General features: G+C 37.6%; 32 protein-coding genes. 8 read left to right on the forward strand and 24 right to left on the reverse strand.

Translation table 11 applies throughout. The features are described 5' to 3' along the window. Positions 1-47: 47 nt before the first annotated feature. From MHH59_RS23410 to MHH59_RS23420, 3 genes are all read right to left on the reverse strand, one after another. Positions 48-362, reverse strand: coding sequence for a thioredoxin family protein (locus MHH59_RS23410; protein ID WP_002015619.1), 315 nt, complete (start codon positions 360-362; stop codon positions 48-50). Positions 363-445: 83 nt separating this feature from the next. Continuing rightward, positions 446-955, reverse strand: a complete 510-nt coding sequence (locus MHH59_RS23415) for a DUF84 family protein (protein ID WP_002089045.1) — start codon at positions 953-955, stop codon at positions 446-448. A 289-nt stretch (positions 956-1,244) separates the two neighbouring features. Then, on the reverse strand, positions 1,245-2,318 hold the full coding sequence (locus tag MHH59_RS23420; RefSeq protein ID WP_002089046.1) for a M42 family metallopeptidase: 1,074 nt from the start codon (positions 2,316-2,318) through the stop codon (positions 1,245-1,247). 148 nt (positions 2,319-2,466) lie between these two features. On the opposite strand from MHH59_RS23420, the gene MHH59_RS23425 reads away from it, so the two are divergent. After that, entirely contained in the window at positions 2,467-2,778 is a 312-nt protein-coding gene (locus tag MHH59_RS23425) for a PepSY domain-containing protein (RefSeq protein WP_002015622.1), read from the forward strand. Between the two features lie 129 nt (positions 2,779-2,907). Here MHH59_RS23425 and MHH59_RS23430 read toward each other — a convergent pair whose 3' ends face one another. Together MHH59_RS23430 and trmB are read right to left on the reverse strand one after the other, a co-directional pair. After that, a complete protein-coding gene (locus tag MHH59_RS23430) occupies positions 2,908-3,762 on the reverse strand; it encodes a YtnP family quorum-quenching lactonase (protein ID WP_041867984.1) in 855 nt (284 codons plus the stop codon). Positions 3,763-3,832: 70 nt separating this feature from the next. Continuing rightward, entirely contained in the window at positions 3,833-4,486 is a 654-nt protein-coding gene (gene trmB / locus MHH59_RS23435; protein ID WP_002015624.1) for a tRNA (guanosine(46)-N7)-methyltransferase TrmB, read from the reverse strand. Between the two features lie 232 nt (positions 4,487-4,718). On the opposite strand from trmB, the gene MHH59_RS23440 reads away from it, so the two are divergent. Next, positions 4,719-4,997: a YtzH-like family protein gene (locus tag MHH59_RS23440; RefSeq protein ID WP_002015625.1), complete on the forward strand. Its 279-nt coding sequence runs from the start codon at positions 4,719-4,721 to the stop codon at positions 4,995-4,997. 3 nt (positions 4,998-5,000) lie between these two features. Here the strand turns inward: MHH59_RS23440 and MHH59_RS23445 are convergent, their stop codons facing one another. The 4 genes from MHH59_RS23445 to pepV form a co-directional block, all read right to left on the reverse strand. Next, positions 5,001-5,798: a phosphotransferase family protein gene (locus MHH59_RS23445; protein WP_002034382.1), complete on the reverse strand. Its 798-nt coding sequence runs from the start codon at positions 5,796-5,798 to the stop codon at positions 5,001-5,003. A 245-nt stretch (positions 5,799-6,043) separates the two neighbouring features. Then, a complete protein-coding gene (pulA, locus tag MHH59_RS23450) occupies positions 6,044-8,185 on the reverse strand; it encodes a type I pullulanase (RefSeq protein ID WP_340852462.1) in 2,142 nt (713 codons plus the stop codon). Between the two features lie 288 nt (positions 8,186-8,473). Next, entirely contained in the window at positions 8,474-9,019 is a 546-nt protein-coding gene (gene thpR / locus MHH59_RS23455) for an RNA 2',3'-cyclic phosphodiesterase (protein WP_201056971.1), read from the reverse strand. A 103-nt stretch (positions 9,020-9,122) separates the two neighbouring features. Next, positions 9,123-10,529 (reverse strand): dipeptidase PepV, encoded by a 1,407-nt coding sequence (pepV, locus tag MHH59_RS23460; protein ID WP_201056972.1) that lies wholly within the window; start codon positions 10,527-10,529, stop codon positions 9,123-9,125. A gap of 357 nt (positions 10,530-10,886) precedes the next feature. Here pepV and MHH59_RS23465 point away from each other — a divergent pair, with 357 nt between their 5' ends. Beyond that, a complete protein-coding gene (locus MHH59_RS23465) occupies positions 10,887-11,108 on the forward strand; it encodes a DeoR family transcriptional regulator (protein WP_000805512.1) in 222 nt (73 codons plus the stop codon). An 82-nt stretch (positions 11,109-11,190) separates the two neighbouring features. Here MHH59_RS23465 and MHH59_RS23470 read toward each other — a convergent pair whose 3' ends face one another. Both MHH59_RS23470 and MHH59_RS23475 read right to left on the reverse strand, forming a co-directional pair. Further along, positions 11,191-11,919 carry a pseudouridine synthase gene (locus tag MHH59_RS23470; RefSeq protein ID WP_002034388.1) on the reverse strand — a complete coding sequence of 243 codons (729 nt, stop codon included), beginning with the start codon at positions 11,917-11,919 and terminating at the stop codon, positions 11,191-11,193. 41 nt (positions 11,920-11,960) lie between these two features. Further along, entirely contained in the window at positions 11,961-13,613 is a 1,653-nt protein-coding gene (locus MHH59_RS23475) for a putative polysaccharide biosynthesis protein (RefSeq protein ID WP_002129465.1), read from the reverse strand. A gap of 283 nt (positions 13,614-13,896) precedes the next feature. On the opposite strand from MHH59_RS23475, the gene MHH59_RS23480 reads away from it, so the two are divergent. Both MHH59_RS23480 and MHH59_RS23485 read left to right on the forward strand, forming a co-directional pair. Continuing rightward, positions 13,897-15,168, forward strand: coding sequence for an NAD(P)/FAD-dependent oxidoreductase (locus MHH59_RS23480; RefSeq protein ID WP_078177735.1), 1,272 nt, complete (start codon positions 13,897-13,899; stop codon positions 15,166-15,168). Positions 15,169-15,380: 212 nt separating this feature from the next. Continuing rightward, a complete protein-coding gene (locus MHH59_RS23485) occupies positions 15,381-16,823 on the forward strand; it encodes an MDR family MFS transporter (RefSeq protein ID WP_002129468.1) in 1,443 nt (480 codons plus the stop codon). Positions 16,824-16,863: 40 nt separating this feature from the next. Here the strand turns inward: MHH59_RS23485 and MHH59_RS23490 are convergent, their stop codons facing one another. Together MHH59_RS23490 and MHH59_RS23495 are read right to left on the reverse strand one after the other, a co-directional pair. Further along, positions 16,864-17,187, reverse strand: coding sequence for an ArsR/SmtB family transcription factor (locus MHH59_RS23490; protein ID WP_002015665.1), 324 nt, complete (start codon positions 17,185-17,187; stop codon positions 16,864-16,866). Beyond that, entirely contained in the window at positions 17,188-17,619 is a 432-nt protein-coding gene (locus MHH59_RS23495; RefSeq protein WP_002129469.1) for an SRPBCC family protein, read from the reverse strand. A 424-nt stretch (positions 17,620-18,043) separates the two neighbouring features. Here MHH59_RS23495 and MHH59_RS23500 point away from each other — a divergent pair, with 424 nt between their 5' ends. Further along, entirely contained in the window at positions 18,044-18,271 is a 228-nt protein-coding gene (locus MHH59_RS23500; RefSeq protein WP_002129470.1) for a DUF3973 domain-containing protein, read from the forward strand. Positions 18,272-18,305: 34 nt separating this feature from the next. On the opposite strand, the gene MHH59_RS23505 is transcribed toward MHH59_RS23500, so the two are convergent. Both MHH59_RS23505 and MHH59_RS23510 read right to left on the reverse strand, forming a co-directional pair. Next, positions 18,306-18,488, reverse strand: a complete 183-nt coding sequence (locus tag MHH59_RS23505; RefSeq protein ID WP_000621751.1) for a sporulation protein Cse60 — start codon at positions 18,486-18,488, stop codon at positions 18,306-18,308. Between the two features lies 1 nt (position 18,489). Continuing rightward, entirely contained in the window at positions 18,490-18,726 is a 237-nt protein-coding gene (locus MHH59_RS23510; protein WP_002089059.1) for a DUF2553 family protein, read from the reverse strand. 279 nt (positions 18,727-19,005) lie between these two features. On the opposite strand from MHH59_RS23510, the gene MHH59_RS23515 reads away from it, so the two are divergent. Then, positions 19,006-19,485 carry a CarD family transcriptional regulator gene (locus tag MHH59_RS23515; RefSeq protein WP_002089061.1) on the forward strand — a complete coding sequence of 160 codons (480 nt, stop codon included), beginning with the start codon at positions 19,006-19,008 and terminating at the stop codon, positions 19,483-19,485. A 74-nt stretch (positions 19,486-19,559) separates the two neighbouring features. On the opposite strand, the gene MHH59_RS23520 is transcribed toward MHH59_RS23515, so the two are convergent. From MHH59_RS23520 to MHH59_RS23550, 7 genes are all read right to left on the reverse strand, one after another. Continuing rightward, positions 19,560-20,345 (reverse strand): glucose 1-dehydrogenase, encoded by a 786-nt coding sequence (locus tag MHH59_RS23520; RefSeq protein ID WP_002129473.1) that lies wholly within the window; start codon positions 20,343-20,345, stop codon positions 19,560-19,562. A 12-nt stretch (positions 20,346-20,357) separates the two neighbouring features. Continuing rightward, positions 20,358-21,215, reverse strand: a complete 858-nt coding sequence (glcU, locus tag MHH59_RS23525; protein ID WP_002129475.1) for a glucose uptake protein GlcU — start codon at positions 21,213-21,215, stop codon at positions 20,358-20,360. A gap of 33 nt (positions 21,216-21,248) precedes the next feature. Continuing rightward, positions 21,249-21,671, reverse strand: a complete 423-nt coding sequence (locus MHH59_RS23530; protein WP_002089063.1) for a DUF3888 domain-containing protein — start codon at positions 21,669-21,671, stop codon at positions 21,249-21,251. A gap of 99 nt (positions 21,672-21,770) precedes the next feature. Next, complete coding sequence (moaD, locus tag MHH59_RS23535; protein ID WP_002089064.1) at positions 21,771-22,004, reverse strand: molybdopterin converting factor subunit 1; 234 nt, start codon at positions 22,002-22,004, stop codon at positions 21,771-21,773. 2 nt (positions 22,005-22,006) lie between these two features. Continuing rightward, on the reverse strand, positions 22,007-22,471 hold the full coding sequence (moaE, locus tag MHH59_RS23540; RefSeq protein ID WP_340852469.1) for a molybdopterin synthase catalytic subunit MoaE: 465 nt from the start codon (positions 22,469-22,471) through the stop codon (positions 22,007-22,009). Next, positions 22,468-22,989 (reverse strand): molybdopterin-guanine dinucleotide biosynthesis protein B, encoded by a 522-nt coding sequence (gene mobB / locus MHH59_RS23545; protein ID WP_201056975.1) that lies wholly within the window; start codon positions 22,987-22,989, stop codon positions 22,468-22,470. Before mobB ends, moaE begins: the two co-directional genes overlap by 4 nt. Beyond that, a complete protein-coding gene (locus tag MHH59_RS23550) occupies positions 22,953-24,242 on the reverse strand; it encodes a molybdopterin molybdotransferase MoeA (protein ID WP_340852471.1) in 1,290 nt (429 codons plus the stop codon). Before MHH59_RS23550 ends, mobB begins: the two co-directional genes overlap by 37 nt. An 83-nt stretch (positions 24,243-24,325) precedes the next feature. On the opposite strand from MHH59_RS23550, the gene moaC reads away from it, so the two are divergent. Next, a complete protein-coding gene (gene moaC, locus MHH59_RS23555; RefSeq protein ID WP_016127544.1) occupies positions 24,326-24,811 on the forward strand; it encodes a cyclic pyranopterin monophosphate synthase MoaC in 486 nt (161 codons plus the stop codon). A gap of 42 nt (positions 24,812-24,853) precedes the next feature. Here the strand turns inward: moaC and MHH59_RS23560 are convergent, their stop codons facing one another. Next, entirely contained in the window at positions 24,854-25,867 is a 1,014-nt protein-coding gene (locus MHH59_RS23560) for a molybdopterin-synthase adenylyltransferase MoeB (protein ID WP_002067678.1), read from the reverse strand. Between the two features lie 16 nt (positions 25,868-25,883). Then, positions 25,884-26,897, reverse strand: a complete 1,014-nt coding sequence (gene moaA, locus MHH59_RS23565) for a GTP 3',8-cyclase MoaA (RefSeq protein ID WP_201056977.1) — start codon at positions 26,895-26,897, stop codon at positions 25,884-25,886. Positions 26,898-26,987 lie beyond the last annotated feature (90 nt).

Raw genomic sequence — 26,987 nt, forward strand, 5'->3', positions numbered from 1 at the left:
CCCCGCGAAGGTAGAGGTTGTTATTACAATTCAATTGGCTAATTGTCTTATTTTAAACCTTCAATAAACTCTTCGATTTGCTCTTGTGTTTTACGATCTTTATTTACATAGCGTCCAGTTTCTTCACCTTTATTGTACGCTACAAAGCTTGGAATGCCAAATACGTCTACTTTCACGCATAAATCAATAAATTCATCACGATCTACATAGTAAAATGAGAAGTCACTATACTTCTCTTCCACTTCTGGCATAAATGGATCAACGAAACGGCAATCTGGGCACCATTCTGCTGAGAACATGAAGACTACATTCTCTTCATTTTTTAATTCTTGGAATTGTTCCATGCTTTCTAATGATTTCATCTATATTTCCTCCTCTAACGAGTGCACTTTTTCACACTATAATCTTTTCTTTATACTACCATACATCGCGCATGGTGCAAGGTTTATGCTTGCTTTTCATCATACTTATATTGCCCAACAAGTAACTTAACAACGTGTACAAATAATTCCGTTCGGTCGACATAATCATCTGTAAAAATACCGATAGCACCTTCGTGACTACGAATATCTTTTCGCTCTACAAACTCTTCCATCACTTCACTTAGCTCTTTTCCTTCTTCAAGCGGTGCTAAAAAATCGTCTGGTAACTTAATACGCGCCCCGCCCGCAACAAATGTTTTACCTTCAATCGTCGCTAAAGCACCCCAGTTACACATAAATAACCCATGCTCCGTTTTCATAACGCCGCCTTCTAGCCCAATGCCGATATGAGCTGCACCTTCCTGCAATGCTCTCTTCGCTCTATTTACTGCTCCTTGCATCGTCTCTTCATCTGAAAAAGGCTGATTTGCTACTCCTGATGGAACAGAAAGAGATGTAATTTCAGCATCTTCCCAAACCTTCTCCACAGCCCCAACCTTCGTCTTATTCTTCGATCCAACTACTACCTTCATTTCATTCACCTCTATATAAATTCATCATTCTATCCTAATACTAGCCTCGAACACCAAATCAGTCTTCATGACTGAGATTTATACCGTAGTGCGCCTGACCGCACACACGCATCTCTGTGTCATCTCTCCCACCTAAAAAAAGAAAAGGTTTTCCAAAAACAGCCTTCCTCTCTCTTCCTATCCAAGGTCTTAATACACCATTCGAGCACCAACTAGGCACTGACCGCTCCCATTCATCGCTGGGTCATCTATTCAACCTAAAAAAAGAAGGGTTTTTCACCCTTCCTCTTTACGCGTTATTCTTAATTGTCTCTAACGTCGTTTTGTCCGTTGCTCTCACAAGCTTCGTAATTAATTCCTTCGCTGCCGCATAATCATCAACATGTAAAATAGAAGCATGTGTATGAATGTAGCGTGCACAAACACCAATTACTGCTGATGGGATACCAGAGTTACTTGTATGCACACGGCCCGCATCTGTACCACCTTGTGAAATAAAGTATTGGTACGGAATGTTATGTGTTTCTGCTGTATCTAAAATGAATTCACGCATTCCTCTATGTGTTACCATTGTACGGTCATAAATACGAAGAAGAGCGCCTTTTCCTAATTGACCGAACTGCGTCTTATCACCAGATGCATCATTTGCTGGACTTGCATCAAGCGCATAGAAAATATCTGGTTGAATCATATTTGCAGCAGTTTGTGCTCCGCGAAGACCTACTTCTTCTTGTACAGTCGCACCAGAGTATAATGTGTTTGGTAATGTTTCATCTTTTAATTCCTTTAGCAATTCGATAGCAAGGCCACATCCATAGCGGTTGTCCCAAGCTTTCGCCATAATTTTCTTTTCATTTGCCATTGGCGTGAATGGGCAGATTGGAACGATTTGTTGCCCTGGCTTTATGCCAATTTCAATCGCATCTTCATAACTATCTGCACCTATATCAATTAACATATTTTTTATATCCATCGGTTTTGCACGTTGCGCATCACTTAATAAATGAGGAGGAATGGAACCAACAACCCCAATAACAGGACCATTCTTCGTCATAACTTGTACACGCTGAGCTAATAGTACTTGGCTCCACCAGCCACCTAACGTTTGAAAACGAAGCATCCCATTTTTCGTAATTTGCGTAACCATGAAACCTACTTCATCCATATGACCTGCTACAAGAACGCGCGGGCCAGTTTCGTCCCCTTTTTTCAGACCAAATACGCTACCTAAACCGTCTTGCACAATTTCATCAGCATATTTGCTTAATTCTTGCTTCATAAAACTGCGCACATCATGTTCAAAACCTGATGCACCTTGTAATTCTGTTAACGTACGAAATAATTGTAATGTCTCTTTATTCACGAAGTCCCCTTCTTTCAAACCTTAGTAGAATACCTCTTTTATTGTAACGAAATTTTCGAAATGTTTCTAGTTTCTTCTTTTTTAGTTGCATTTGCATTATAATTATTATTGGTACACTATTTTTATTTTACAGAATTGAGGTGAATATATGAGCTGGAAAGGTTTAGTCACAGGTCTTGGCGTTGGGTTCGCAGCTGGTTATTTCGTTGCAAACAAAGTACAAGAACAATCCCATATTTCTTCAGAAAAAGCATTGAAAATGGTGAAACAAGCATTAAGTCATAAAGGTGAAATTACTGGCTCTTGGGTACATATGGTTCCAGAGGCATTTGAAAAATATGATGTCGCGTACGAAGTTTATCGCGGCGGTCTTACAACGATGTTAGATGAAATACAAGAACGATTTGAATTTTTAGTTGATGCTAAAACAGGTACTGTTTTAGAGGTTATAGCAGCATAAAAAGAGGTTTCCCATTAGGTGAACCTCTTTTTTTTTTAGAATTACCAACAAAAGCTGATAATAACAGCAATACATAATAAGTGGAGATTGTTCCAATAAATATTTTTGGACACCTTCCTCTTATTAATATTAAGCTTCTATATTTGTTTGTCTCTCTATTTTCTCCACTATATGCCCTTCCTCATTCCACTTTACTGCACGGTAATATGCATCATGATAAAAAGTAAACCACGCCTCTTTTTCAGCACCATACTTCATCCACTTTTGTTTATGTTCAATCGATGTCATTGGATAGTCATCGTATGCCATTACCCATAATACATTTTGATGTGCATGCGTCGGTAAAATGTCCGCTAAATGAAGCATCGTTTCACCCTGACTTTCAAGGACGACAACGGCATGTCCATCGCTATGACCACCCGTATGCACCATCTTTATTTCATCCGTAATTTCTATTTCTTTCCTGAACGTAACAATCTTATCAACGATTGGCTCCCAATTTTCCTTCCAATATGTATTACGCGATCTAACATTCGGATTTTTCATTTCATTCCATTCAGTCTCACTTACATAAATCGTTGCGTTCGGAAACGCCGGAACAAGGTGATTTCCCTCCCATTTTGTTAAACCAGATGCATGGTCAAAATGAAGATGCGTCATTAAGACGTAATGAATATCTTCAGTATGCAGTCCCAATTTTTCCAAAGATTCCTTAACTGATGATTCTTCTGTTACACCTTGATTTCGCTTCATTTTCTCATTCAATTTACCATTCCCTATCCCTGAATCAATAAGTATGTTTCCTTCTTTCGTTTGTAAGAGTAACGGATCTGTTCGTAAATAAATATGATTTGTATCATTATGTTTATATTTTCGTGACCAAAGTATTTTTGGCACAACTCCAAACATCGCGCCTCCATCTAAATGTGTATTCCCACCTTTTAGCCACGTCACTTTTATATTTCCAATTTGTAACTGTTCCATATCCCATCCCCCTTTTTCATTTAATTTTAACATAATATTCCGATTATTTTTCATATAAAAAACCTATGCATTACTGCATAGGCTCCGTACGATATTTTGCTTCAACTCGATAAATACGATGACCTTTACTAGAAAATTTCTCTTCGTATTCTGTCATAATGTTTCCTTCATAATCACTATTATGAAGATCTAGGCTAAGGTAAGTTAATAACATACCATACTCAGCCATACTCATAATAGAATATTCAAATAAACCTTGGTTATCAGTTTTGAAATGAATTTCTCCGCCATCTACTAACACTTCTTCATAATTGCGTAAAAATGTTTTATACGTTAAACGACGCTTCGTATGACGATTCTTCGGCCATGGATCTGAGAAGTTTAAATAAACGCGGTCAATTTCACCTTTCGCAAAGAAAACTGTTAAATCTTCAGCATCTTTATTAATTAACTTTAAGTTCGGTACTTCTTCTTCAATTAATTTATCAAGTGCATCTACAACAACACTTGTGAATTTTTCAATTCCAATATAGTTAATATGCGGATTTGCTTTTGCCATATCATACATGAAGCGGCCACGTCCTGTACCTACTTCAATATGAATTGGCTGTTCATTTCCAAATATTTCTTTCCAGTTACCAGCGCTCTCCTCTGGGTTTCCAATTACGATATGTGAATACTCATTAATTCGATCCATTGCATAAGGCTTATGTCTTAAACGCATAGATGTCTCCCTCTCTTTACAAAACTATTTTAAAGGAAAAATTCCTTCTTTCTGTTTTAATCAATCTATCAAACAAAAAACCCAGTACGTACGAGCACTCGGTCCGTTTCTTTCAAGTATAAGATGTACCATTTTGATAAAAACTACATAAAGCATTAAACATTCCATGACGAAACAGCTTTTTCTCTTACATTTCTAGGGAGAGAAAAACACTCGAAAGGATGATCCGTTCATGCCAATTAATCAACAGCATCAATTAGAAGTGTTAAAAGATATTTTAATCAACCATCAAAGTGATTGCTGCGGGACAGTTTCTGAATGCGAGCAATTAGAGCGACTCATTCAATCGTTACTCGCAAACGATAGTATAAGTAGTGACACTAAAGTAATGCTAAACGATGTATATTCTTATAGTCAATCGGGTAAATCTTCCTCTAATTTGGACAACCATATTTCCAATAATCAAGAACAACTTACTCAGTGGATTGCTGGAATGGACAATTTTTCTTAAGTATTATTCTGAAGCAAGTAGTTGCTGTAAATATTGATGCCAATATTTAGCTTCTGCTTGCTGCTTTTTTGTTGTGTGCCATTGCATAGATAAAATCGTTTGTGCTATCACATACCATCTCATACGCCTAAGCAATGATTCATCTAGTTCAATCTCATAATATCCGAGCCACTCACTCCATTCATGGCGCGGAACATACCAATATAATAACATACCAAGATCTAAAGCTGGGTCAGCAATAACAGCCCCATCCCAATCAATTAAAAACAATTCATCTTCGTCCGACAATATCCAATTGTTATGGTTTACATCACAATGGCATACAACGAATTCATTGTACTCAATATCTTTTAATGACTCCGTTAAATATTGCAGGCCTTGCTGAATTGTTTCATCAACTCTTATATCTCCTCTTAAAACGAGCTGTAATTGTTGTAATAACTCTTGCGCATGAAGCGGCTGCTTTCCTAGCCTTTGAATCATCTGCACAAGCGCTTTAGAGGAGTGTATTTTCTTCAAAAGTTTCGCAACACGCTCTAGTTTCATATCCTCTGGCTCTAACTTCTGTCCCGGAAGCCATTTTTGAGCAGAAATTACATCACCGTTCGTTACCCTTCTTGTCCAAAGTAATTTTGGAACAATTCCTTCTGCTGACAATACCGCTAAAAAGGGCGATGTATTCCGCTTTAAAAATAACTTTTGTTGTCCGTTTTGCGCAATATATGCATCGCCCGTTACTCCACCAGCCGGTATAAGACTCCACTCTTTTCCTAATAATTGTTCCAACCATTCCATATTCATTACCCGTTAACAAATCCTTATCTTTTATAGTTATGAAAAGAAAAACCGCAACATTTCTACGCATGTTGTGGATTCATATATTTTACTGTATTTGAATGAAAAAACTTGGCATAAGCCGAAAACAGGATAAATCACCTGTTCTTCTAGTTTATTTTACAAAATCAATCATAGAATGACAACTTATGAAAATCGTCACCTTTGTCAATTCTACATTTATTACATTCTCATCGTCAAGTAGCGATTTGTCACATTATCGTCAATATATACGTGCTAATTGGAGCCAATTGAAGTTCCTTTCCTCTAAATGAAGAAATTGGCTCTATTTTCGCTTGCTTTTCGTTTACTAACACATGCCACGTTTCTTCTTTTGGAAGCTGCACCGTTTTAGCTTCTAAACCGCTATTAAATAAAACTACAATCTCTTTCCACGGTCCAAATAATTCTACATGCTCTAGGTGGTATGCCAGTACTTCTGTAGATGTTTGCAAAAAATTCATATGCTTTTTTATAAGGTCCGCATTTTGTAATCGGAATGCCCCGTGCCCTTTGCGAATCGCAATTAACCCTTTTATATAGTTAACGGTCTCCATCTCTTTCTCTTTTTGATCCCAATCTAATTGATTAATTTCATCATTTGCATTATAGCTATTTTCGTTCCCTTGCTTCGTACGATAAAACTCTTGCCCCGCATGTAAGAAAGGAATCCCTTGTGAAAGAATAACCATTGCGGTTGCTAAACGATGACGCCTTTTCAAAATTTCTTCTGATTCTGGATTACTTTGCACTAGTTTATCCCACATCGTCATATTGTCATGACATTCTACATAGTTGATGCTTTGTACTGGCTCTAGGAACAATCCTGTTTCTTTCATACTTAAAAGGCTACCAGCTACTATATACTGCAAATGATTACAGTCTACATGCCCACCAAATGCAAAGCCACGTTTATTTATATTAAAAGTACTTCCTTTTATTCCATCACGAAATTGATCATTAAACTGTGCGATACATAGCATTTTATTCGCATTATTTAACGTCGCTTTCTCTTCAAGAGGAAGCGGTGTTTGCAAATCCCATCCTTCACCTAATAACAGCGCATCCTGCTTTATTTTTCGTACTTCTTTTTCTAATTCATTCATCGTTTCAACATCTAAAATTCCCATTAAATCAAATCGGAATCCATCAACATTGTATTCAGTAAGCCAATATAAAACAGATTCTATAATAAATTTCCTCATCATTTTCCGTTCAGATGCTATATCATTTCCAACTCCCGTCCCATTAGAAGGCATACCGTCTTCCCCATGACGAAAATAATATCCCGGGACAAGCTTCTCAAATGATGATAATTCTCTTTCATAAACATGATTATATACAACATCTATAATCACCCTGATGCCGTGATCATGAAATGTTTCAATTAGTTGTTTACACTCTACTATCCTGTTATATGGATCAGAAAGGTTTGTAACATAAAATCCTGTTGGTATATTGTAATATAACGGATTGTAGCCCCAATTATATGCGGAAGCAGGATTCACTTCATCTATACCACCAAAACAATGTAAAGGTAATAGTTCAACATGTGTAACGCCTAAATCTTTTATATAAGACAATCCTGTTAATGTCCCATTTCGCCCTACTGTCTCCTCTTCCATTAGCCCTTTATATGTCCCTTTCTTATTCACCCCACTGTTTGGGTGAATAGTAGCGTCACGAATATGCAGTTCATACAATATGGCATCTGTCATTGACTGTAATGGTGATAATTCTACTCGTTTTGTCACATTCGTTTTTTCCAAATCGATAACGACGCCGTATTTTCCATTTATCGTCGCAGACTTTGCATAAGGGTCAACCGCTTCGTTCCATATTAAATTAATACAAACAAGGAATGTATATCGTGCTCCATCATGATCACCTTGTAATGTATGAATCCACACTCCGTTTTCTTCTCTGTACATTTCATAATCAATATATTCTTTATCACTTTTATAAATCCGTACTTTCGCAAGCCTTGCAGTCGGAGCCCATACTTTAAATATTGTTTCTTCTTTTTTATACACAGCACCTAAGTCGGTACCTTCGTAATAATATTTTTCATCGAAAACTACTGTTCGAATCACAGCGCCTATTTGTAAATCTGTTTCTTCATTCCGTTCATCCCGTACTGTATAATACTTCCCCACATCTATCGGCTCTTCTATAAAGCATTCATACTTCGTTGCATCTGGAAGAGCAATAGTATGAACAATCGGTAACTCTTTCACATTGCTTCCTTCTTGTAAACGAAATGTCCGGCTTGTTCCATACGCATGCGGGAGCAAAATTGTAATTTTATTCATTTCATCTAAATAGGCATCAAATGGACGTTTTACTTTCAACATAAAAAATCACCATCATTCTCAAAATTAAAATAAAGTGAAACTTTAATCAATGGGAACGCTTTACTCCCACTGATTATTAGCCTTCACCAATTGGGCCTTTACGGGCAGTAGATCTCCCACCTAACTTCTTTGCTTCATCCTAATTTGGAGATGGGAGTCTTACTGCCCGCAAATAGGGGGGTGAAACGAGCTGCAAGTGATAAGGGTTTTCTTATCAGCGAAGCTCTATACAGTAACACATTATTCCCTATAGTATATTCACCTGTATAAAAAACGTTTTCATACATTCTATTTTTGTAGTTTTATTTCAGTAATCGATTTATACTTCGGCGTTTCCTTAACGTGAGATTCATACAAAGTAATCGTATCTGCTTGAAATGATGTTACAGGTAACTCTTTTACATTTGTCAGATCAAACACTTTTTCTCCTACCCATTTACGCGCAACAGTAATATGTGGATGATAAGGACGTGTATCTAGAGAGAAGCCATTTTCTTCACAAATTGTATGCACTTGCTTTTGTAAACTAAACAAATCTTGATTATCACTTATCCCCGCCCAAAATATACGCGGCTGGTCCACCTGTCCGAATGTAGAAAGTCCTTGTAACGTGAACGATAATTCCGTTTTTTCTGTAAGTGTTTGTAATCCATTCTTTATTCCTTCTAACTGTTCCTCTGTCGCACTTCCTAAAAATGAAAGGGTAATATGATAGTCTTCTTCATGTACCCACGAGCGAAATGGTAATTCATCCTTCATTCCCTCTTTATAATTAGAAAGAATTTCTTTTATATGACGTGGTAAAGTTACTGCGACAAAATAATGCGGCACCATCTACATCGTCTCCTTTATGTTATTGTTGCTTTTCTTCCTTATCTCATTCAGCTAAAAAGAATCCGCCCTCTAAAGTAGAGAGCGGTCATTATTTAAATATCTTTTATTTCGCTAATTCATGAATTGCCTGAGCATAAATCGCTGTCGCTTTTAATAAATCTTCAATTTCAATGTACTCATCTTTTTGATGCGCAAGTTCTTCTTTTCCTGGGAATAACGGGCCAAATGCAACACCAGCTTTCAATGAACGAGCATAAGTACCACCGCCAATTGCTAACAATTCAGCTTTTTCACCAGTTTGTTCTTCATATACACGTTGCAAAGTACGAATTAACGTATGATCTTTGTCAACGTGATGCGGGCGAGAGTTAGAATAATCCGCTACTTCAAATCCATGAGTACCAACATATTCTTTTAACTTTGCAATTGTTTCTTCAAAGTTAGTTGTAACTGGATAGCGTACATTTAATCCTAAATTACCACCGTTTTCTTGCGAGTAAGACAGGCGACCAACATTCACTGTTAACGGCCCGCTAATATCGTCTTTATAAGAAATACCAGCTTTTTCTCCAATAATATCACCTGTAAATGTTTCTGTTACAAACGAGGCAAATGAAGCCCCTTTTCCATCAAGAGAAACTTTCGTTAAGAAGTTTACCAATAATAAACCTGCATTTTCTCCCTTTTCCGGAGTAGATCCGTGAGCTGAAATCCCTTTGATTTGCAACGTCACCGTCTTTCCTTCTACAATTGCTTTACCTATTTTTTTAGCAGTTTGTAAATACTCTTCATATGCTACTGTAAGTGTATTTACATCTTCTCCTGTAATAACTGCTTCTGCAAAATCAGGAACCATATTTAAACGACGACCTGACTCAAATGAAATAAGCTTAAATGTGCCTTCTTCCTCTTCGCCACCACTTTGCACAACTTGTATGTCAGAAATTCCTTTTTCCGCATTAATAATCGGAAAATCTGCATCCGGCGCAAAACCGATTGTTGGCATTTCTTCATTTTTAAAATAATGATCTACACACTTCCAATTACTTTCCTCATCTGTTCCTAAAATCATACGAACACGTTTTGAAAGAGGTAAGCCTAATTCTTTAACGATTTTCATCGCATAATAAGCTGCCATCGTCGGCCCTTTATCATCAATTGCACCGCGTGCAAAAATCTTCCCGTCGCGAATATCCGCACTATACGCAGGCGTTGTCCAGCCATCTCCTTCTGGTACAACATCAACGTGACAAAGAATACCTACTAATTCTTCTCCTTGTCCCATTTCAAGATGACCTGCATATCCTTCTAAATTTTTAGAACAGAAACCTTCTGCTTCTCCTTTATGTAACATGAAAGATAAGGCTTTTTCTACACCTTCACCAAATGGTGCGCCCTCTTTCGCAGATTCTTCTTCCCATACACTTTTAATTTGTAAAAAATTTTGTGTATCACGAATTAAATCATCTTTTCGTTTTGTAACTTCTTCTGTCCAATTAATCGTCGACATCACGCATCCATCCTTCACTATATTGTCTCTTTCATCATAGCAAACGAAAATCTCTTATGCCATACATGAAAACCTAATAACGGACAATTGTAATATTTCAGATATTTCTTATTAGTTTTTCTTTTATTTTTTTAAAAAAATTTGCAGGAATTTGGCGTTTTACGTAGAAATTTATGAGTTAGTTGACTGACCAGACATACAATGTCAACTACCAATATTTTTCTATATGAATATTTGTTAAACTTTTGTAAAATTTAAGTAAGTTAAAGCATGAATTTTATCATGTAGAGTACAATGGTAGTAACGACCTTCTTTCCTGAATGGGGTCAAAAAAACTAGTAGAGGAGCGGTTTTCTCTTGAAACCTACAACTACTCGTATGCTAACACGCATTAAATCGATTTATATGTACATCAATGAAAACGGTACGGTAACAACGAAAGACCTTGTAGATGAGTTCGGGATCACACCGCGAACAATACAACGTGATCTAAATGTGTTGCAGTTTAATGAACTCGTGTATAGCCCTTGCCGCGGCAAGTGGACAACGACAGGAAAGAAAGTGAGAATGACCTCATAATAAAAAATAATTGTATGTAAATAAATACATACCCCTTTCTAACTCATTAGAAAGGGGTCTTTTCTATGCTCTGAAATTGGCGTTACTTTTCGTTATCTACTTGATACGTCTTTAACATTTCTACTTCTTCATCTGTTAATTCACGATATTGCCCAAGTTCTAACTCTTCATCTAACATTAAAGGTCCCATCTCTGTTCTCTTTAAATAAACTACTTTTTTCCCTACCGCTTCAAACATACGCTTCACTTGATGGAATTTTCCTTCTGTAATAACGAGTTCAATCTCAGAAATATCATCACTTTTTAAAATTGTAAGTTCGCCTGGCTTCGTTTCATAGCCATCTTCTAAAATAACACCTTTAGCGAATTCTATTACATCCTCTTCCGTTACAACACCTGAAATGTGTGCATAATATTTTTTCGGCACATGCTTTTTCGGAGATAATAGTTGATGCGTTAACTTCCCATCATTTGTGATTAATAAGAAACCTTCCGTATCAATATCGAGCCTTCCAACAGGGAATGGATCGAAAATCGCATCTTCTAATTCTAATAAATCTATTACTGTTTCGTGGTTATCATCTTCTGTCGCTGAAATAACACCTTGTGGTTTATGCATCATTAAATAAACAAACTCTTTATATTCCACAACTTCACCGTGAATCATAACCTCTTGCTCTTCTACATTCACATGAAACTTCGCATCTTTCACTGGCGTTCCATCAATCTTCACAACGCCGTCTTTCAGTAATTTCTTTACTTCTTTTCTACTTCCGTGTCCCATATTCGCTAATAATTTATCTAATCTCATGTTCTTCACCTTCTTTATTTATCATAGAAAAGGGGACGTATTTACGCCCCTTTTGATTTCAACTTTATTTTGAATCTACTACCAAGTTTACGCTGGATTTTCTCTAAAGCTTCTCCGCCAAATACTCTTTCTAGTACTCCTGTGCGAATCGCTAACAATCCGTAAACAAGACCACCAATACCTGCACAAATCGCAACTGTAATAAGAGCACCAATACGGCCATCAGGCGAAATCATGAAGGATAGAAGCCATTGTGATAGTTTTACAGCAATAACCATTACAAGTGTTAAGACTGCAATTTGGAATGTTCTCTTATATACAACACCAAATGAATAGTGTGCGTGTTTTTTAATTTGTCTATTCGTATACCATACGGAAGCTAAGAAGCCGACTGCAGTAGCCAAAATCGCCCCAACTGTACCGAAATAACGAATAAAGATTACGTTACATGCAAATTTCAAAATAACACCCATCACAAGCGCAACAATCGCATGTTTCTGCTGGTTAATCCCTTGCAGAATTGCTGCTGTTACTGTGAATAAAGCGAATAACAATGCAACTGGCGCATACCACATTAATACTTGTCCACCTAGTGGGTCTGAATCGTAGAAAGCAGTGTAAATCGGATATGCAAGTGTAGAAATACCGACAACTGCTGGCAATGTTAAAAACATATTCGCCTGGAATGTTTGTGTAATTTGTAATTTCAAATAACGGTATTGCTTTTCAGTAAACGACTTTGTAATCGCTGGCACGAGCGTTAAACTAAACGCTGTTGCAAGTGATACTGGAATCATAATTAATTTATGCGTCCACATCGTGAAAATACCGAGTGCTCGCTCTGCGATATCTCCTTGACCAATCGCCTGCATAATAGAGTTAAATGTCAATGTATCAATTTGTTGATATAAAGGAATTGTTAATCCAATTACAACGTAAGGGATTGCATATGCAAACAACTCTTTAAACAATTGAGCGGTACTTACCGTCGATTCTGGTACAGTTTGCTCAATTAAATATTGATCCAAATATTTTTTACGTTTTAACCAGTACCAAATTAATACGCCAAGTGCTCCAACTGCTGAAACGAACGCAGCGAATGTCGCAACCCCAACTGCCGTTGCTACTGTACCGCCAAGTACTTTAATAACGATGAAACTACCCGCTAATAAAAAGACGATACGAATAATTTGCTCAATAATTTGTGAAACCGTAGTCGGTCCCATCGATTGGTGGCCTTGGAAATAACCACGAATCAAACTTGCTGCCGGCACAACAATAAGCGCAAAACTTACGAGGCGAATAATCGTCGTAACTTCTTCTATCTTATTTTGTAAACTTTGTTTACCAAGCATTGCTTCTGCAAATAATGGTGCGGTCATGTACAGTACTAAGAAGGAAAGAACTCCTGTTACTATCATCATAACCATTCCCGAGCGGAACATTCTCCGGCTCGTTTTATAATCTCCAAGTGCATTATATTTGGAAACAAACTTAGAAACAGCAAGCGGCACTCCTGCCGTTGCGATACTTAAAAATATCGTATATGGAATGTATCCATATGTATAGAGCGTTCCGCCTTCTGTGCCTACTAATGCATGAAACGGAAAAACGTAAATCATGCCTAAGAACTTTACTAAAAATGTCCCTAACGTCACAATAAGCGTTCCGCGCAGAAATTTTGAATCGGACATACGAAAATCCTCCTACATCTACATAAAGTGAAACTATAATTAGTGGGAGACTCTCCTCCTACTAACCATTCAAGCATTTACAGGCTGCTTTAACTCCCTCTTTACTTCTCCAAAATCTTAAGGTAGTAGTCTTATTGCCCATAAATAGCAGGATAATGCTGAACTCTAACTTTTGTATTGTACCACAATTCTCCTCTTAAGCAGTACTTCACTCTATTTTTCTTTTAAGGGAAAACATGCTATTCTTTTAGGCAGGAAATGTAGAAAATGAGGTCGATATATTATGCATTATGATGTTATTGTCATCGGCGGCGGTCCTTCAGGGCTAATGGCTGCAATCGGTGCTGCTGAAGAAGGCGCAAGCGTCTTACTTCTTGATAAAGGAAATAAACTAGGACGTAAACTTGCGATTTCTGGTGGTGGTCGTTGTAACGTAACGAACCGTCTACCACTTGATGAAATCGTTAAACATATACCTGGAAATGGTCGCTTCTTATACAGTGCTTTTTCTATTTTCAGTAATGAAGATATTATTACATTCTTCGAAAATCTCGGTGTACAACTGAAAGAAGAGGATCATGGCCGCATGTTCCCAGTATCAAATAAAGCGCAATCTGTTGTAGATGCACTGTTAACACGATTAAAAGACTTAGGTGTGAAAATACGTACGAATACGCCTGTCGAAACGATTGAGTATGAAAACGGTCAAACGAAGGCTGTTATTCTGCAAACAGGTGAAGTGTTAGAAACGAATCACGTCGTTATCGCTGTTGGCGGAAAATCTGTTCCTCAAACTGGTTCTACTGGAGACGGATACGCTTGGGCTGAAAAAGCTGGGCATACAATTACAGAACTTTTCCCAACAGAAGTACCAATTCTTTCAAACGAACCGTTTATTCGTGACCGCACATTACAAGGTCTTGCTTTACGAGATGTAAACTTAAGTGTATTAAACCCGAAAGGAAAAGTTATCATTTCTCATAAAATGGACATGCTTTTCACTCACTTCGGCCTATCTGGTCCTGCTGCTCTTCGCTGTAGCCAATTCGTTGTGAAAGCGATGAAAAAGTTTAAAACGAACACAGTGCACATGAGTATCGATGCATTGCCAGAAGAAAATAGTGAGCAACTGTTCCAACGCATGCTGAAACAAATGAAAGAAGATCCGAAAAAAGGAATTAAAAACGTTTTAAAAGGCTATGTTCCTGAACGTTACTTCCTATTCTTATTAGAAAAAAATGAAATTGACGGTAGCGAACAAGCTGGACAAATTTCTCATGAGAAGATTCGCGCACTTGTGAAAGATTTTAAAGAATTGACCGTCCATGTAAATGGTACGCAGTCAATTGAAAAAGCATTCGTTACTGGCGGAGGGGTATCCGTTAAAGAAATTAACCCGAAAGAAATGGCTTCGAAATTCACGAATGGTTTATACTTCTGTGGAGAAGTTCTTGATATTCACGGTTATACTGGCGGCTATAACATTACATCTGCCCTTGTTACTGGCCGAATTGCCGGAACAACAGCAGGACAAAATTCAAAAATGCAATATTAAAGAAGAAACAGGGACTCCTGTTTCTTTTTTTAGTATGTTGAAATAGCAAAGTAATACACGAAATTATATCGGCGATACTTTAAATATGTCGACCGTTTCTTCAAAAATATCCCTTCCTCCTAACTCCCCATTGCTTTTTTGTTGCTTTATATACCTTAGTACCTTTATATTTTATATTGTTGAATATTCGAAAAAGGGTAAGGGGAAAACAAATGAGAAAAAAAGTCATGATGTCTTTAATGCTAATGACGTTTCTTTCTGCGGTAGAAGGAACGATTGTTAGTACAGCGATCCCTCGTATAACGAGTGATTTGTCAGGTGTCGAACTTGTTAGTTGGGTATATGCAATCTATATGCTTGCAACAGCTGTTTCGACTCCAATATACGGAAAGCTAGCTGATTTATTCGGCCGTAAAAAAGTTCTGCTCATCGGAGCAACAATCTTCTTAATCGGTTCTGCACTTTGCGGAGTCGTTACATCAATGGAACAATTAATCTTCTTCCGTGCTCTTCAAGGTATAGGGGCTGGTGCTGTTATGCCGATCACAATGACGATTATTGGAGATCTATATAGCGAAGCTAAAGACCGCGCGAAAGCACAAGGCTGGATGAGTGCCGTTTGGGGTGTATCTGGTGTTATTGGGCCGTTAGTAGGTGGATTTTTAGTCGATTCTCTTTCTTGGCGCTATATTTTCTTCTTAAACGTTCCTTTTGGAATTATCGCTTGCTTAATGTTTGCCACTTCTTATAAGGAATCTGTTAAGTCCGCCGCTAAGCAACATATCGACTATCTTGGTGCGACAGTTTTCTCATTAAGTACAATTGCTTTACTATACGCATTATTAACAGGTAGCAGTAAGCAAAACTGGGGAGACATTTCAATTATCGGCCTATTAATCTTTGCCGCTGTTTCATTCATTATTTTCTTATACATCGAGAAAAAGTCTCCGGAGCCATTAATTCCGCTAGCACTTTTCTCTAACCGTACATTATCTACAATAAACATACTAACACTTATTGCTGGCGCAATGATTATTAGTATTACAGTGTATCTTCCAATTTGGAGCCAAGGTGTTTTAGGAAAAAATGCGACAGAGGCTGGACTCATTTTAATGCCGATTCCTGTTATGTGGACATTCGGTGCTATGTTCTCCGGTAACTTAGTTGGCAAGTTACAAACGAAACAAATTATTTTACTTGGAGCTAGCATTTTATCAGTTGCTACTTTCTTATTATTTACATTATCAACAGATTCACCATCATTCCTTATTTATGTTGCAGTCGGATTATTCGGCTTAGGAATGGGGCTTGTTACACCAATTTACATGGTAACAATTCAAGCAGCTGTACCGGCCCATACGCGCGGAACGGCAGTTGGTTTAAATACATTTATTAATACATTTAGTCAAACACTAGGAGCTGCAATCTTCGGAACGATCTTCAATACGATGATTCATGCACGTGGCATTAAAAACCTTGATCTTGTTTCTTCTGGCGGACATGGAGGGGATACAGCAAACGTAGCAACCGAGTCACAATCCGCATTAGCATCAAGTGTACACGTCATTTATATGAGCACTTTCGTATTAGCGGTATTCACATTAATTATCGCTTGGATCCTATTAAAGCCAGCTAAACAAACAAGTGAACAATAAAAAAAGGATGACCATTTTGGTCATCCTTTTTGCATAAAATCTACTCTTCATTCTCCACAATATGTTTAAGCACGGACAATTTATTATCCCAAAATCGTTCATAGTACGAGAGCCACTGCTGTAATTCCTCTAATGGTTCTGGGTGCAAACGATATATCTTCTCTCTTCCACTCTTTCTTCCACTCACTAAATTCGCTTCTGAAAGAATATGAAGGTGCTTTACAACTGCAGTACGGCTCATCGGAAAATGATCCGTTATTTTTGAAATTGGTAACTCTTTATCACTTAATAACCGTAACACTTCTCGGCGGGTTGGATCAGCAATTGCTTGAAATACATCATATTTCGCTGCTGACGAGGACACTTAACCTTCGACAACCTTTTTCAGTTTTTCATTTACAATCGCTACCCAGCCACCATTCATTCTATCGCGAATAATAGAGCTCTTCGCATTCGCTTTCGGAAGGATTTCATCAGGATGTTTCCAGCCGCCGTGAATTAACGTAAATTCTGTTTTATTATCTCCTAGGTCTTTCAAATTAAATGAAACAACCCAGCCATCTGTGTCCCATGAGAAAGATAAATAATTCGGCTCATCAATCTCTAACACTTTACATGGTGATGGTCCGAAAGGTGATTGCACATGAAACTCATGTCCTACCGCCAATTCGAAATCATTTGGCATAAACCATGACGCAATTCCTTCTGCAGTCGATACTACATTCCATACTTTTTGAATAGGCGCGTTAAAAACGATTGTTTGTTTAATATCATTTAATGTATTTTGTTTTTCCATTTTATATCTCCTTTATTCGGCATTAAAATATAACACCTTTTAGTTTCACATCAACAATATAACACCTTTTAGTTTCATGTCAAGAAAGACTCTTTTTCACTGTTGAGAAATTCTCAACATTTTTTCAACAGGACAAACACCCTCTCACCATTCCTTCATAATATACTCACAAAGGCAATGAAAAATAGAAAATTCCCTCAATATGAAACTCTATCACTCCTATTGAGAGAAGCGCCTAACTTATCTCATCTGTACTTCGTCTCTCCTCCTTCCCTCGGGGACAATACGCGAGATATGTAAAAATCAGAAGGAGTATGCCCGCCATTTGGGTAGGTAGTTATTTCTCTTCTCCTCAACATTTCCTTAGGAGCGAAATGACTACCGACCCACTTTTTCAAACAAAAATAAAAAGGAGATGAAAGCTATGTTCTATTGCATTAACTGTTCTGAAATTCACCATGAAAAACACCCGAATGATAAAGTTTTTAAAAACGGTTTTTATATTGATCCATTTTTAGGTGATCGTTATCACCTTGGTATGTGTACAGATGCCCAAAACCATGAAACAGGGGCGCCTCTTTTAGCGACAAAGAAATTAGGCACAACTCAATCTATTATGAACGTATTACCGACACATGTTGTCCCAACATAAAACATAAAAAAGAGCTGGCTCACCCAGCTCTTTTTTATGCTTTATAAACGATCATTGCTGAAAAACAATAAATTTGGTTTTCGTCATCGTTAATAGAAACACCGACTTGGTACTTAATATCTACAAAGTTACTATCATCAATTTTTTTCAAAAATACATTTACAGCGTCTTCTAAGTCTTTTTCATGACTTTCATCAAACACTTTCACACGAATCATGTTAACACCATCCTAGATCGCAGCCCTCCGCCGCTTGTTTATTGCCACGGTGCGTATCTATGATGCGATAAAACTTTCCATCTTCATATATATATCCGTCTTCTAACACATATTGTTTATCTTCAGTATAGACATAAAACTTACCTATCATAAACTTACTCGTATATAATTCCAAATAATCTTGCCTAAATTTAGCTACAACTTTATTTGTAATATCAATTCTAATTGTGCGCCCCACCTTCTCTCCCTCCCTTGCAAAGAACGGATTTAGGTATATTGTATTAGCGATTTTATATTTTATGCTTAAAAATAAGTGGATATGCCCTCTTTCTGCGCCTGTACTATTTTTCTAAAAAAATCCCCCCTATTTATTCAACTTATAAGAGCAAAAAACAAACAAAAAAACGACTTTTATATATTGACTACAGCATATCAGATGTGATATTATATAAAATTTGACATTTTTATCCTAGTATGTTATCATTAAAAGTAGTTACCACATACGGAGGTGGATGATTTGTTTCAAATTGGTGATAAAATCGTTTATCCAATGCACGGTGCAGGAATCATCGAAGCAATTGAAGAGAAAGAAATATTAGGCACTACGCGTCAATATTGTGTTATACGCATCATTAGTAAAGATATGCAAGTAATGCTTCCGATGAATCAATTACAAAAATCAGGTATACGTTATATCGTCGATAAAGGTACGTTAGATGGTATACTTCTTGAATTTCATCATGGGGAATCAGACCCCTCACTCTCTTGGAAACAAAGATATACAATGAATATGGAAAAAATGAAGAACGGCAATCTTCAAGATAGTGCAGAAGTTGTTCGTGATTTACTTCGTCGCAATAAAGAAAGAGCATTAAATGCGAGCGAAAAACAAATGCTAGATAATGCGCGTAAAATGGTTATTAGTGAAGTTGCGCTCGTACAGAATGTTTCAGAACATCAAGCAACAGAATTTCTTCAAGATACAATCAATCATTAATTTTAAAAATAGCCGACCGCTATTTTTTTTTGCGTAAAAAAGGCCAAAGAGTTAAATCTCTTTGGCTTTTTATATTACCCACGCCCCGCTTGAAACGATGGGTATAAAGTCATTCCACCATCTGCAAATAACGTAATTCCAGTTACGTAACTTGCCTCTGCTGAAGCGAGCCACGTTGCTACTGCTGCGATTTCTTCAGGTTTTCCAATGTACCCCATTGGAATCATACTTTCTACGTCTTCACGTTTTTTCGGGTCAGCAAATTTTTCAGCATTAATTGGCGTATTAATTGCACCAGGACCAATATTATTTACCCGAATACCTTTTGGTGCATATTCTAACGCTAACGTTTCTGTCATAAGCTTAATCCCTCCCTTACTAGCCGCATAATGCACAAATAATGGCCACGGGATTTTCTCATGAACACTAGACATATTAATAACCGAACCTTTAATATCGTGTTCCACAAAATATTTAATCGCTTCACGACTTCCTAAAAAAGCACCTGTTAAATTTGTATGAATTACTTTATTCCAATCCTCTAACGGCATTTCATGCGACGGTACCGCGTTTTCTATCCCTGCATTATTAATCATAACGTCGAGCGTACCAAACTCTTTCACAGCAGATTGAATGAGATTCACAACATCTGCCTCGACCGTCACATCACCTTTTACAGCAATCGCTTCTCCACCTACCTTTTTTATTTCTTCTAATACATCGTTCGCTTCTGACTCTCTTGAGCGATAGTTAATAACAACTTTCGCCTTCTCTTTAGCAAATCTTACTCCCATGGCTCTTCCAAGACCAGTTGCTGATCCTGTAATAACGACGACTTTCCCTTCTAAATCGCTATACATTTTAATACCTCCTTAACCTTTCGCAATCCCCAGCATAATTCCAGCTGCAATGATAAAAACGATACCAATAACAATCCCAATTAATTGACGCTTCGTTTTCCTTTCACCTAATATAAAAATCCCGCCAAGCGTCGAAATAATAATTCCCATTTGTGAAAGGGAAAAGCTTGTTGCGACCCCAACTCTTGGCTGCGAAATGAATAAAAACATATTTCCAGCTGCCCAAATCAATCCTGGAAGAATATTTCGAATCGCATATTTATTGAATGGATGATGTTTAAATGTGAGTAAAATCCCGCCTAATACCATACCGACCGCTTGTGGTAATAAAGCCGACCAACCGTTCACGTTAAATAACCGGATAACTACTACGTAAACTAAATAACCGACTGTTGAAATTAATAAAATAATAATTCCTTTTTTAAAATTTCCTGCTTGCTCTGCATTCTTCTCTTCTTTACTTTGAAGCGATGTTAAAATAACCCCGATAATAATACAAACGAGCGCCAAAACTCCAAGAACGACCGATATCGTCGTTGACCATTCATGAAACACGATAACCCCAAATAATGTTGTTGCGACTAATTGAAGCCCTGTTGAAATCGGCATCGTTCTAGAAACACCCATTAAATCAATACTTTTTAATTGATTCGCTTGACCAAGTGCCCAAAATAAGCCAGATACAATTCCAACTCCAATAACGGTCGGAGTTAATACCGGCTTCATAAAAATATAAACAACAATTGAGAAGATAAGTGCACCGAACGTTGTACCGAGCGTTTGACTATACGGTCCCCCACCCAGTTTCACGTTAAATAGCACAATACTCCCCCAAAATATAGCTGGTAAAATCGCTAAAAGTATATCCATCGCTCATTACCTTTCTCTACAAAATGTCATAGGTTATCGCTCTAAATCATTAGAGTGAGCTTTTATTTTTTCGTTTTTTCGTGCACAAATCTTTTCTACAATAGCACCAGAAACATTCTTTTCTCGCTCCACTTTCTTTATCTTTATGTGATCTAAATTGTCTTCCAAAGTAAGTGTAACTTTATCATTCGGCGGATTATGTGCCCCTTGAAATGTAAGAAATTGTATCGTAACTTCAAACCTAGGAACAAACTCATCTTTCTTGCCTAGACGCTTTATATTTGTAACTGAGTCACATTCATATTGATCTTCTGTCACTTGCCTTATAACCGAGTAATATCGATTCAGTAACGCACTTTCTAAAAGCTGTTCCGTCGATTCCTTTGCCAAAGAATTGCTTGGAGAAAAGAAAAAAACAGAACATATCATTGCAATCATTACACATATCTTTTTCATAACTTCCTCCTTTTCCTATAAGATAGTGTTCTCCAAAATGCCATAAAAAAACGACTTTCCCTATTTAGGAAAGTCGTTTTTTATAGCATAAATCCAATATTAACCACCACTCACTGGTGGTATTAGTGCAACTACATCACCAGTGTGTATCGTGTCATCTTCATTTGCGTACTCTTCATTAATCGCAACCATAATTGGCGCTGACACTGGTACATTATATTCTTTCGCAACAATATCTTTTAACTCTGCAACAGTAATATTTTCTTTCTCTATTTGTAATTCACTCGTTCCTGCTTCTTCTTGCAAGTTCGCAAATAACAATACTCGAATCATATTTATAACTCCTTCCCAGGCTCTCCTGCTGGATATGGTGTTTTTTCTAATTGGTCACCAATCCATGAGTCACCATCTTCCCAAAACTCCTTTTTCCAAATTGGAACAATTTGCTTAATACGCTCCATAATATATTCATTCGCTTCATAAGCCTCTTTGCGATGAGGCGTTGATACAGTAACAACAACCGCTATATCAGAAATTTGCAGCGTGCCGATGCGATGCGTAATCGCAACATGTGTACCGGGCCACTTCTCCTTCACTTCTGACCCAATTTTCTGTAGCATCTTTTCTGCCATCGTCTTATAAGCTACATACTCTAAGTATAGTGTACGACGCCCTTTCGTAAACTCCCTAACTGTCCCGATAAATGTTGTAACAGCACCACATTCACGGCGAACTACTTTCTTTGTCACCTCTTCAATCGAGATTTCTGTATCAATTACTTCATAATACGTATTTATCATTTTGCACCCCTAGCCGTTTGTAAAAACCAGTCTATATACAATTTTTCTTCTGTTATATGAAATACTTTATATTCTTCTCGTACATTTGACGAAGCATCATACCACGTAATAACTGCCGCTATATTTTCTACTTTATGTAAAAGTTCAGCGTCTTCCGCAGAACGAAGTAACACTACTTTCGGATAGTTCTCAGCTTTATAGCCCTCTATTAAAATCGTATCTACTTCAAAAAATTCGTACAAGCGGATAATTTCTTGCAAGGACCATTCATCTCGCAAAGAGGACAAAGATAGTAATCCGGCACCTTCTACACTACTTACTACAGCACCAGCTTTTCTGTGTCTTTCACTATCTTTTTGCGCTACTTCAGGAAAGCCCCCGTGACCATGATGTTTAATTGTAGCAACCTTCATTTCTCTTTCAGTTAATGCATGCACCATCTTCTCTACAAGTGTTGTTTTCCCGCTATTTTGATACCCTACTATTTGTAAGATTGAAGAGGCTTTCTCCACGGCCAATCACTTCCCTCAGAGCATTCTAACAATAATACAGACACTTTCATTCCTGCTTCAAATCCTCTCGTTCCTCCAGGCAGCACGATAAAAGCATTTGCATCCGCAAGTGAAGAGACTGCACTCGATTTATCTAAACCGACTGGCATCGCTTGTAGTGCCCCATTAACAATACTCGCTTTTGCTCTTACAAAACGAGTAAACGGATTTGGTTTCGGGAAATCTTTTTGTAAAATAGCATCAGTTCTATATACGTGAGGCTCCTTCACATGCAAATACGTTTTCATAATTGGATGCACAAATAATTCGAAACCTACATAACAAGCTGACGGATTACCTGATAAACCAAAGAGTAGCTTTCCATCAACTTCAGCTACTGTCGTTACACTCCCCGGTCTCATCGCTATTTTATTAAAGAGTACATTCGCCTGTAACCTTTCATAAATAGCTGGCAAATAGTCGTAATCCCCTACTGAAACACCGCCCGTTGTAATTAAAATATCAACCTCATCCATCGCTGATTTAACAGCTGTAAAACATGCATCTAACTCATCGGCAAGTTGTCCATAGTAACGCACTTTCCCGCCAGCTTTCATAATTTGAGCGGCAATCATGTAAGAGTTACTATTTCTAATTTTCCCTGGCTCTAACGCCTCATGCACTTCTAGTAATTCACTTCCTGTCGTTACAATACCGACAACAGGCTGTTTTACAACTTTCACAGTGCTATATCCAAACGTCGCTAATAATGCGGCAACACCTGGATTGATTACAACACCTTTCTTAACGAGGACTTGATTTTGTTTTATATCTTCTCCTTTAAATGACACATTGTCACCGTTTTGGAAAGGACGTTTTAACTTCATATATGTACTTTCGTTCCTCTCGAATCCTTCCGTCAGTTCTAGCATTACGACTGCATTGCAATCTTCTGGAATAGCTGCTCCTGTCATAATACGAACCGCCTGAAAAGCCCCTACTTCTTCTGTAAAAACAGATCCTGCTCCGATCTCTCCTATTACTTCAAATTCAATCGGCTGCTCTTGACTCGCTTCCTTCGTGTCTTCTGCTCGAATTGCGAAACCATCGTAAGGAGAACGATCAAAGTGAGGAACGTCGTGATCTGAGACAACATCCTCTCCAAGAATCCTCCCATAACTTTCTGTAATAGAAACTTCTTCTACTTCACCATGCTTAGCATATTTCATAACCCGCTCTACAGCCTCAGCAACTTGAATCGGGATTCGTTTTTCTACCATTGTTTCTCACCTCATATTTGCAAAATATCTAATCTCGATTACACTTTATATATTAAATCGCAATTACTTCAAGGAGGAATTCCATGTCTTCATTCACACATTTCAACGACCAAGGGCGCGCTAAAATGGTTGATATAAGTGACAAAAAAATAACCGTTCGAACAGCAATAGCATGCTCTAGCATTCTCGTTTCGAAAGAAATTTTTGATAAAATCTCACGCAACGAAATTGGTAAAGGTGACGTATTAGCCGTCGCACAAATCGCAGGTATTATGGCTGCAAAACGTACTTCTGATATTATCCCAATGTGCCATCCTTTATTATTAAAAGGTGTTGACGTCTCTTTCGATTGGAAACAGTCAGAAGAACAGTATCGGCTACTTATTGAAGTAAAAGTTAAAACAGAAGGTAGTACCGGCGTTGAGATGGAAGCTTTAACAGCTGCTTCCGCTACCGCTCTTACTGTATATGACATGTGTAAAGCCGTTGATAAAGGTATGATCATTGGCGAAACGTACTTACTTGAAAAAACGGGCGGAAAAAATGGAGATTATATTAGAAATTCTTAATCCTACCTTTTCCATTTGAACCTAAAGGATTCCCCTTTAGGTTCAACCTATATATCTTGCATATAGTCGTTTCGCAACATTCATATCATTCGTACCATGAATAAACGCCCTGCCATCTGTAAATAAAACAAAACGATATTCTTCCACTGGAAATGATAATAAATACGGCGTTGCTTTTACATCCACACTTTTTTGTAAGCGCTTTTTAATTTCTTCTAAATTAAAACCCTGACGCACACCTGGACGGATTTGAACTGTATTTCGCCCACATAATACTTCTGTTTTCGTTTGTGCTTCAAATGTTAAACTCGGATATGTACGTAACTTTCCACAGGATAAACATGTATCCTTTTTCTGCCTATTCACTTTAAATGCCATCTGTTGATTATTCCAAAGATCAAATGATAGCATCGTTTCACGAAGTGCCTCAAAATCTTCTACTAATATTTTCAAGGCTTCCGTTATTTGATGTGCAACTACTAATTGCACTGCTGGCTGTATAATACCGGCCGTATCACATGTCGCTCCGCTCGCCGGATGTTCCATTAAACATCGAAAACACGGCGTTTTCCCTGGCAAGATTGTATAAGTTACTCCGTAACTTCCAACACATCCTCCGTATATCCATGGAACGTTATACATCTGGGATATATCATTAATAAGAAGGCGCGTTTCAAAATTGTCTGTCGCATCTAATATTAAATCTACACCTTTAATTAACTCTTCCATTTCTTGCACCGTTACATCAGTCACAACCGGTACAATTTCTACTTCGGAATTAATTGCCTTTAAATGTTCTGCTGCCGCTATTGCTTTCGGCTTATAATGCTTCGCATCTTCTTCTGTATATAATTGTTGCCTTTGTAAATTACTCCATTCTACATAATCACGATCCGCAATTGTAATTTTTCCAACACCTGCTCTAACAATTGCTTCTGCATTCGCTGCTCCGAGCGCACCAGCACCGATGACGAGCACGTGCTTCCCTCTTATTTTCCGTTGCCCTTCTTCCCCAACACCAGAAAATAACATTTGTCTTGAATATCGCTCTTGCATACGACATCCCCCTTTCTTATCCTCCTATATAAGACATTTCAATTTTCGGACGATTTTTCGCACTTTCTTCTGTCCGTTCATCTGAATATCGATCTTTTCTATTCTCCCATACATATTGTATAGCTTTTAATAACTCATTATCCGAAAGGCTTTCCCTGAGAAGTTTCCTTAAATCCATTCCTTCTGTCGCAAACAAGCAAGTATAAAACTTTCCATCTGCCGAAATTCTTGCTCTCGTACAAGAAGAACAAAATGACTCAGAAACGGAGGTAATAAAACCAACCTCTACATTCGTTCCAACGTATCGATACCGCTTCGCAACCTCACCAAAATAATGAGCTTCAGCTGGCTCAATTGGATACACCCCATGAATCATATCAATTAATTCTCGTTTCGTAATAACTTGATCAAAATTCCATCCATTCGTACTGCCAACATCCATAAACTCAATAAATCTAAGCGTGATTCCTTGTTCTTTAAAATACGTAGCAACCGGAAGTACTTGATGATCATTCATTCCTTTTTTCACAACCATATTTACTTTCACTTCAAGGCCTGCTTCTTTCGCTGCCATAATTCCTTTTAACACTGGCTTCGTATTCATATTCCGGCCATTAATTGCGCGGAACACATTATCATCTATCGCATCCAAACTAACATTTACTCGGTGTAACCCAGCTTCTTTTAACGCCTTCGCTTGCTTCGTTAAATGAATCGCATTTGTCGTTAATCCTATATCTACTAAACCGTCAATTTTCACGAGACGTTCGATAAGTTTTGCTAAGTCCTTACGGAGCAAGGGTTCGCCACCAGTAAGTCTAATTTTCCGTACACCGATGCTAACAAATACTTTTGCTAATCGCTCTATTTCATCAAATGTCAGTAAAAACTCATCTTTCAAAAAAGCATAATCAGGACCAAACACTTCGGCTGGCATACAATACGTACACCGTAAATTACAACGATCAATGACAGAGATGCGTAAATCTTGAAGTGGGCGTCCGAAAAAATCTTTAACCTTCTCCTGCATCGCCACTCTCCCTTTCTGCCAAATTTATACCTCTCTTCATTCTATTATAATATATTTTTGAACCGCGATGTTTTTGCTCAAGTGAATAAA

Origin of the sequence: Bacillus sp. FSL E2-0195, from assembly GCF_038003645.1 — a bacterium.
In the GTDB taxonomy this organism is placed as follows: Bacteria; Bacillota; Bacilli; order Bacillales; family Bacillaceae_G; genus Bacillus_A; species Bacillus_A mycoides.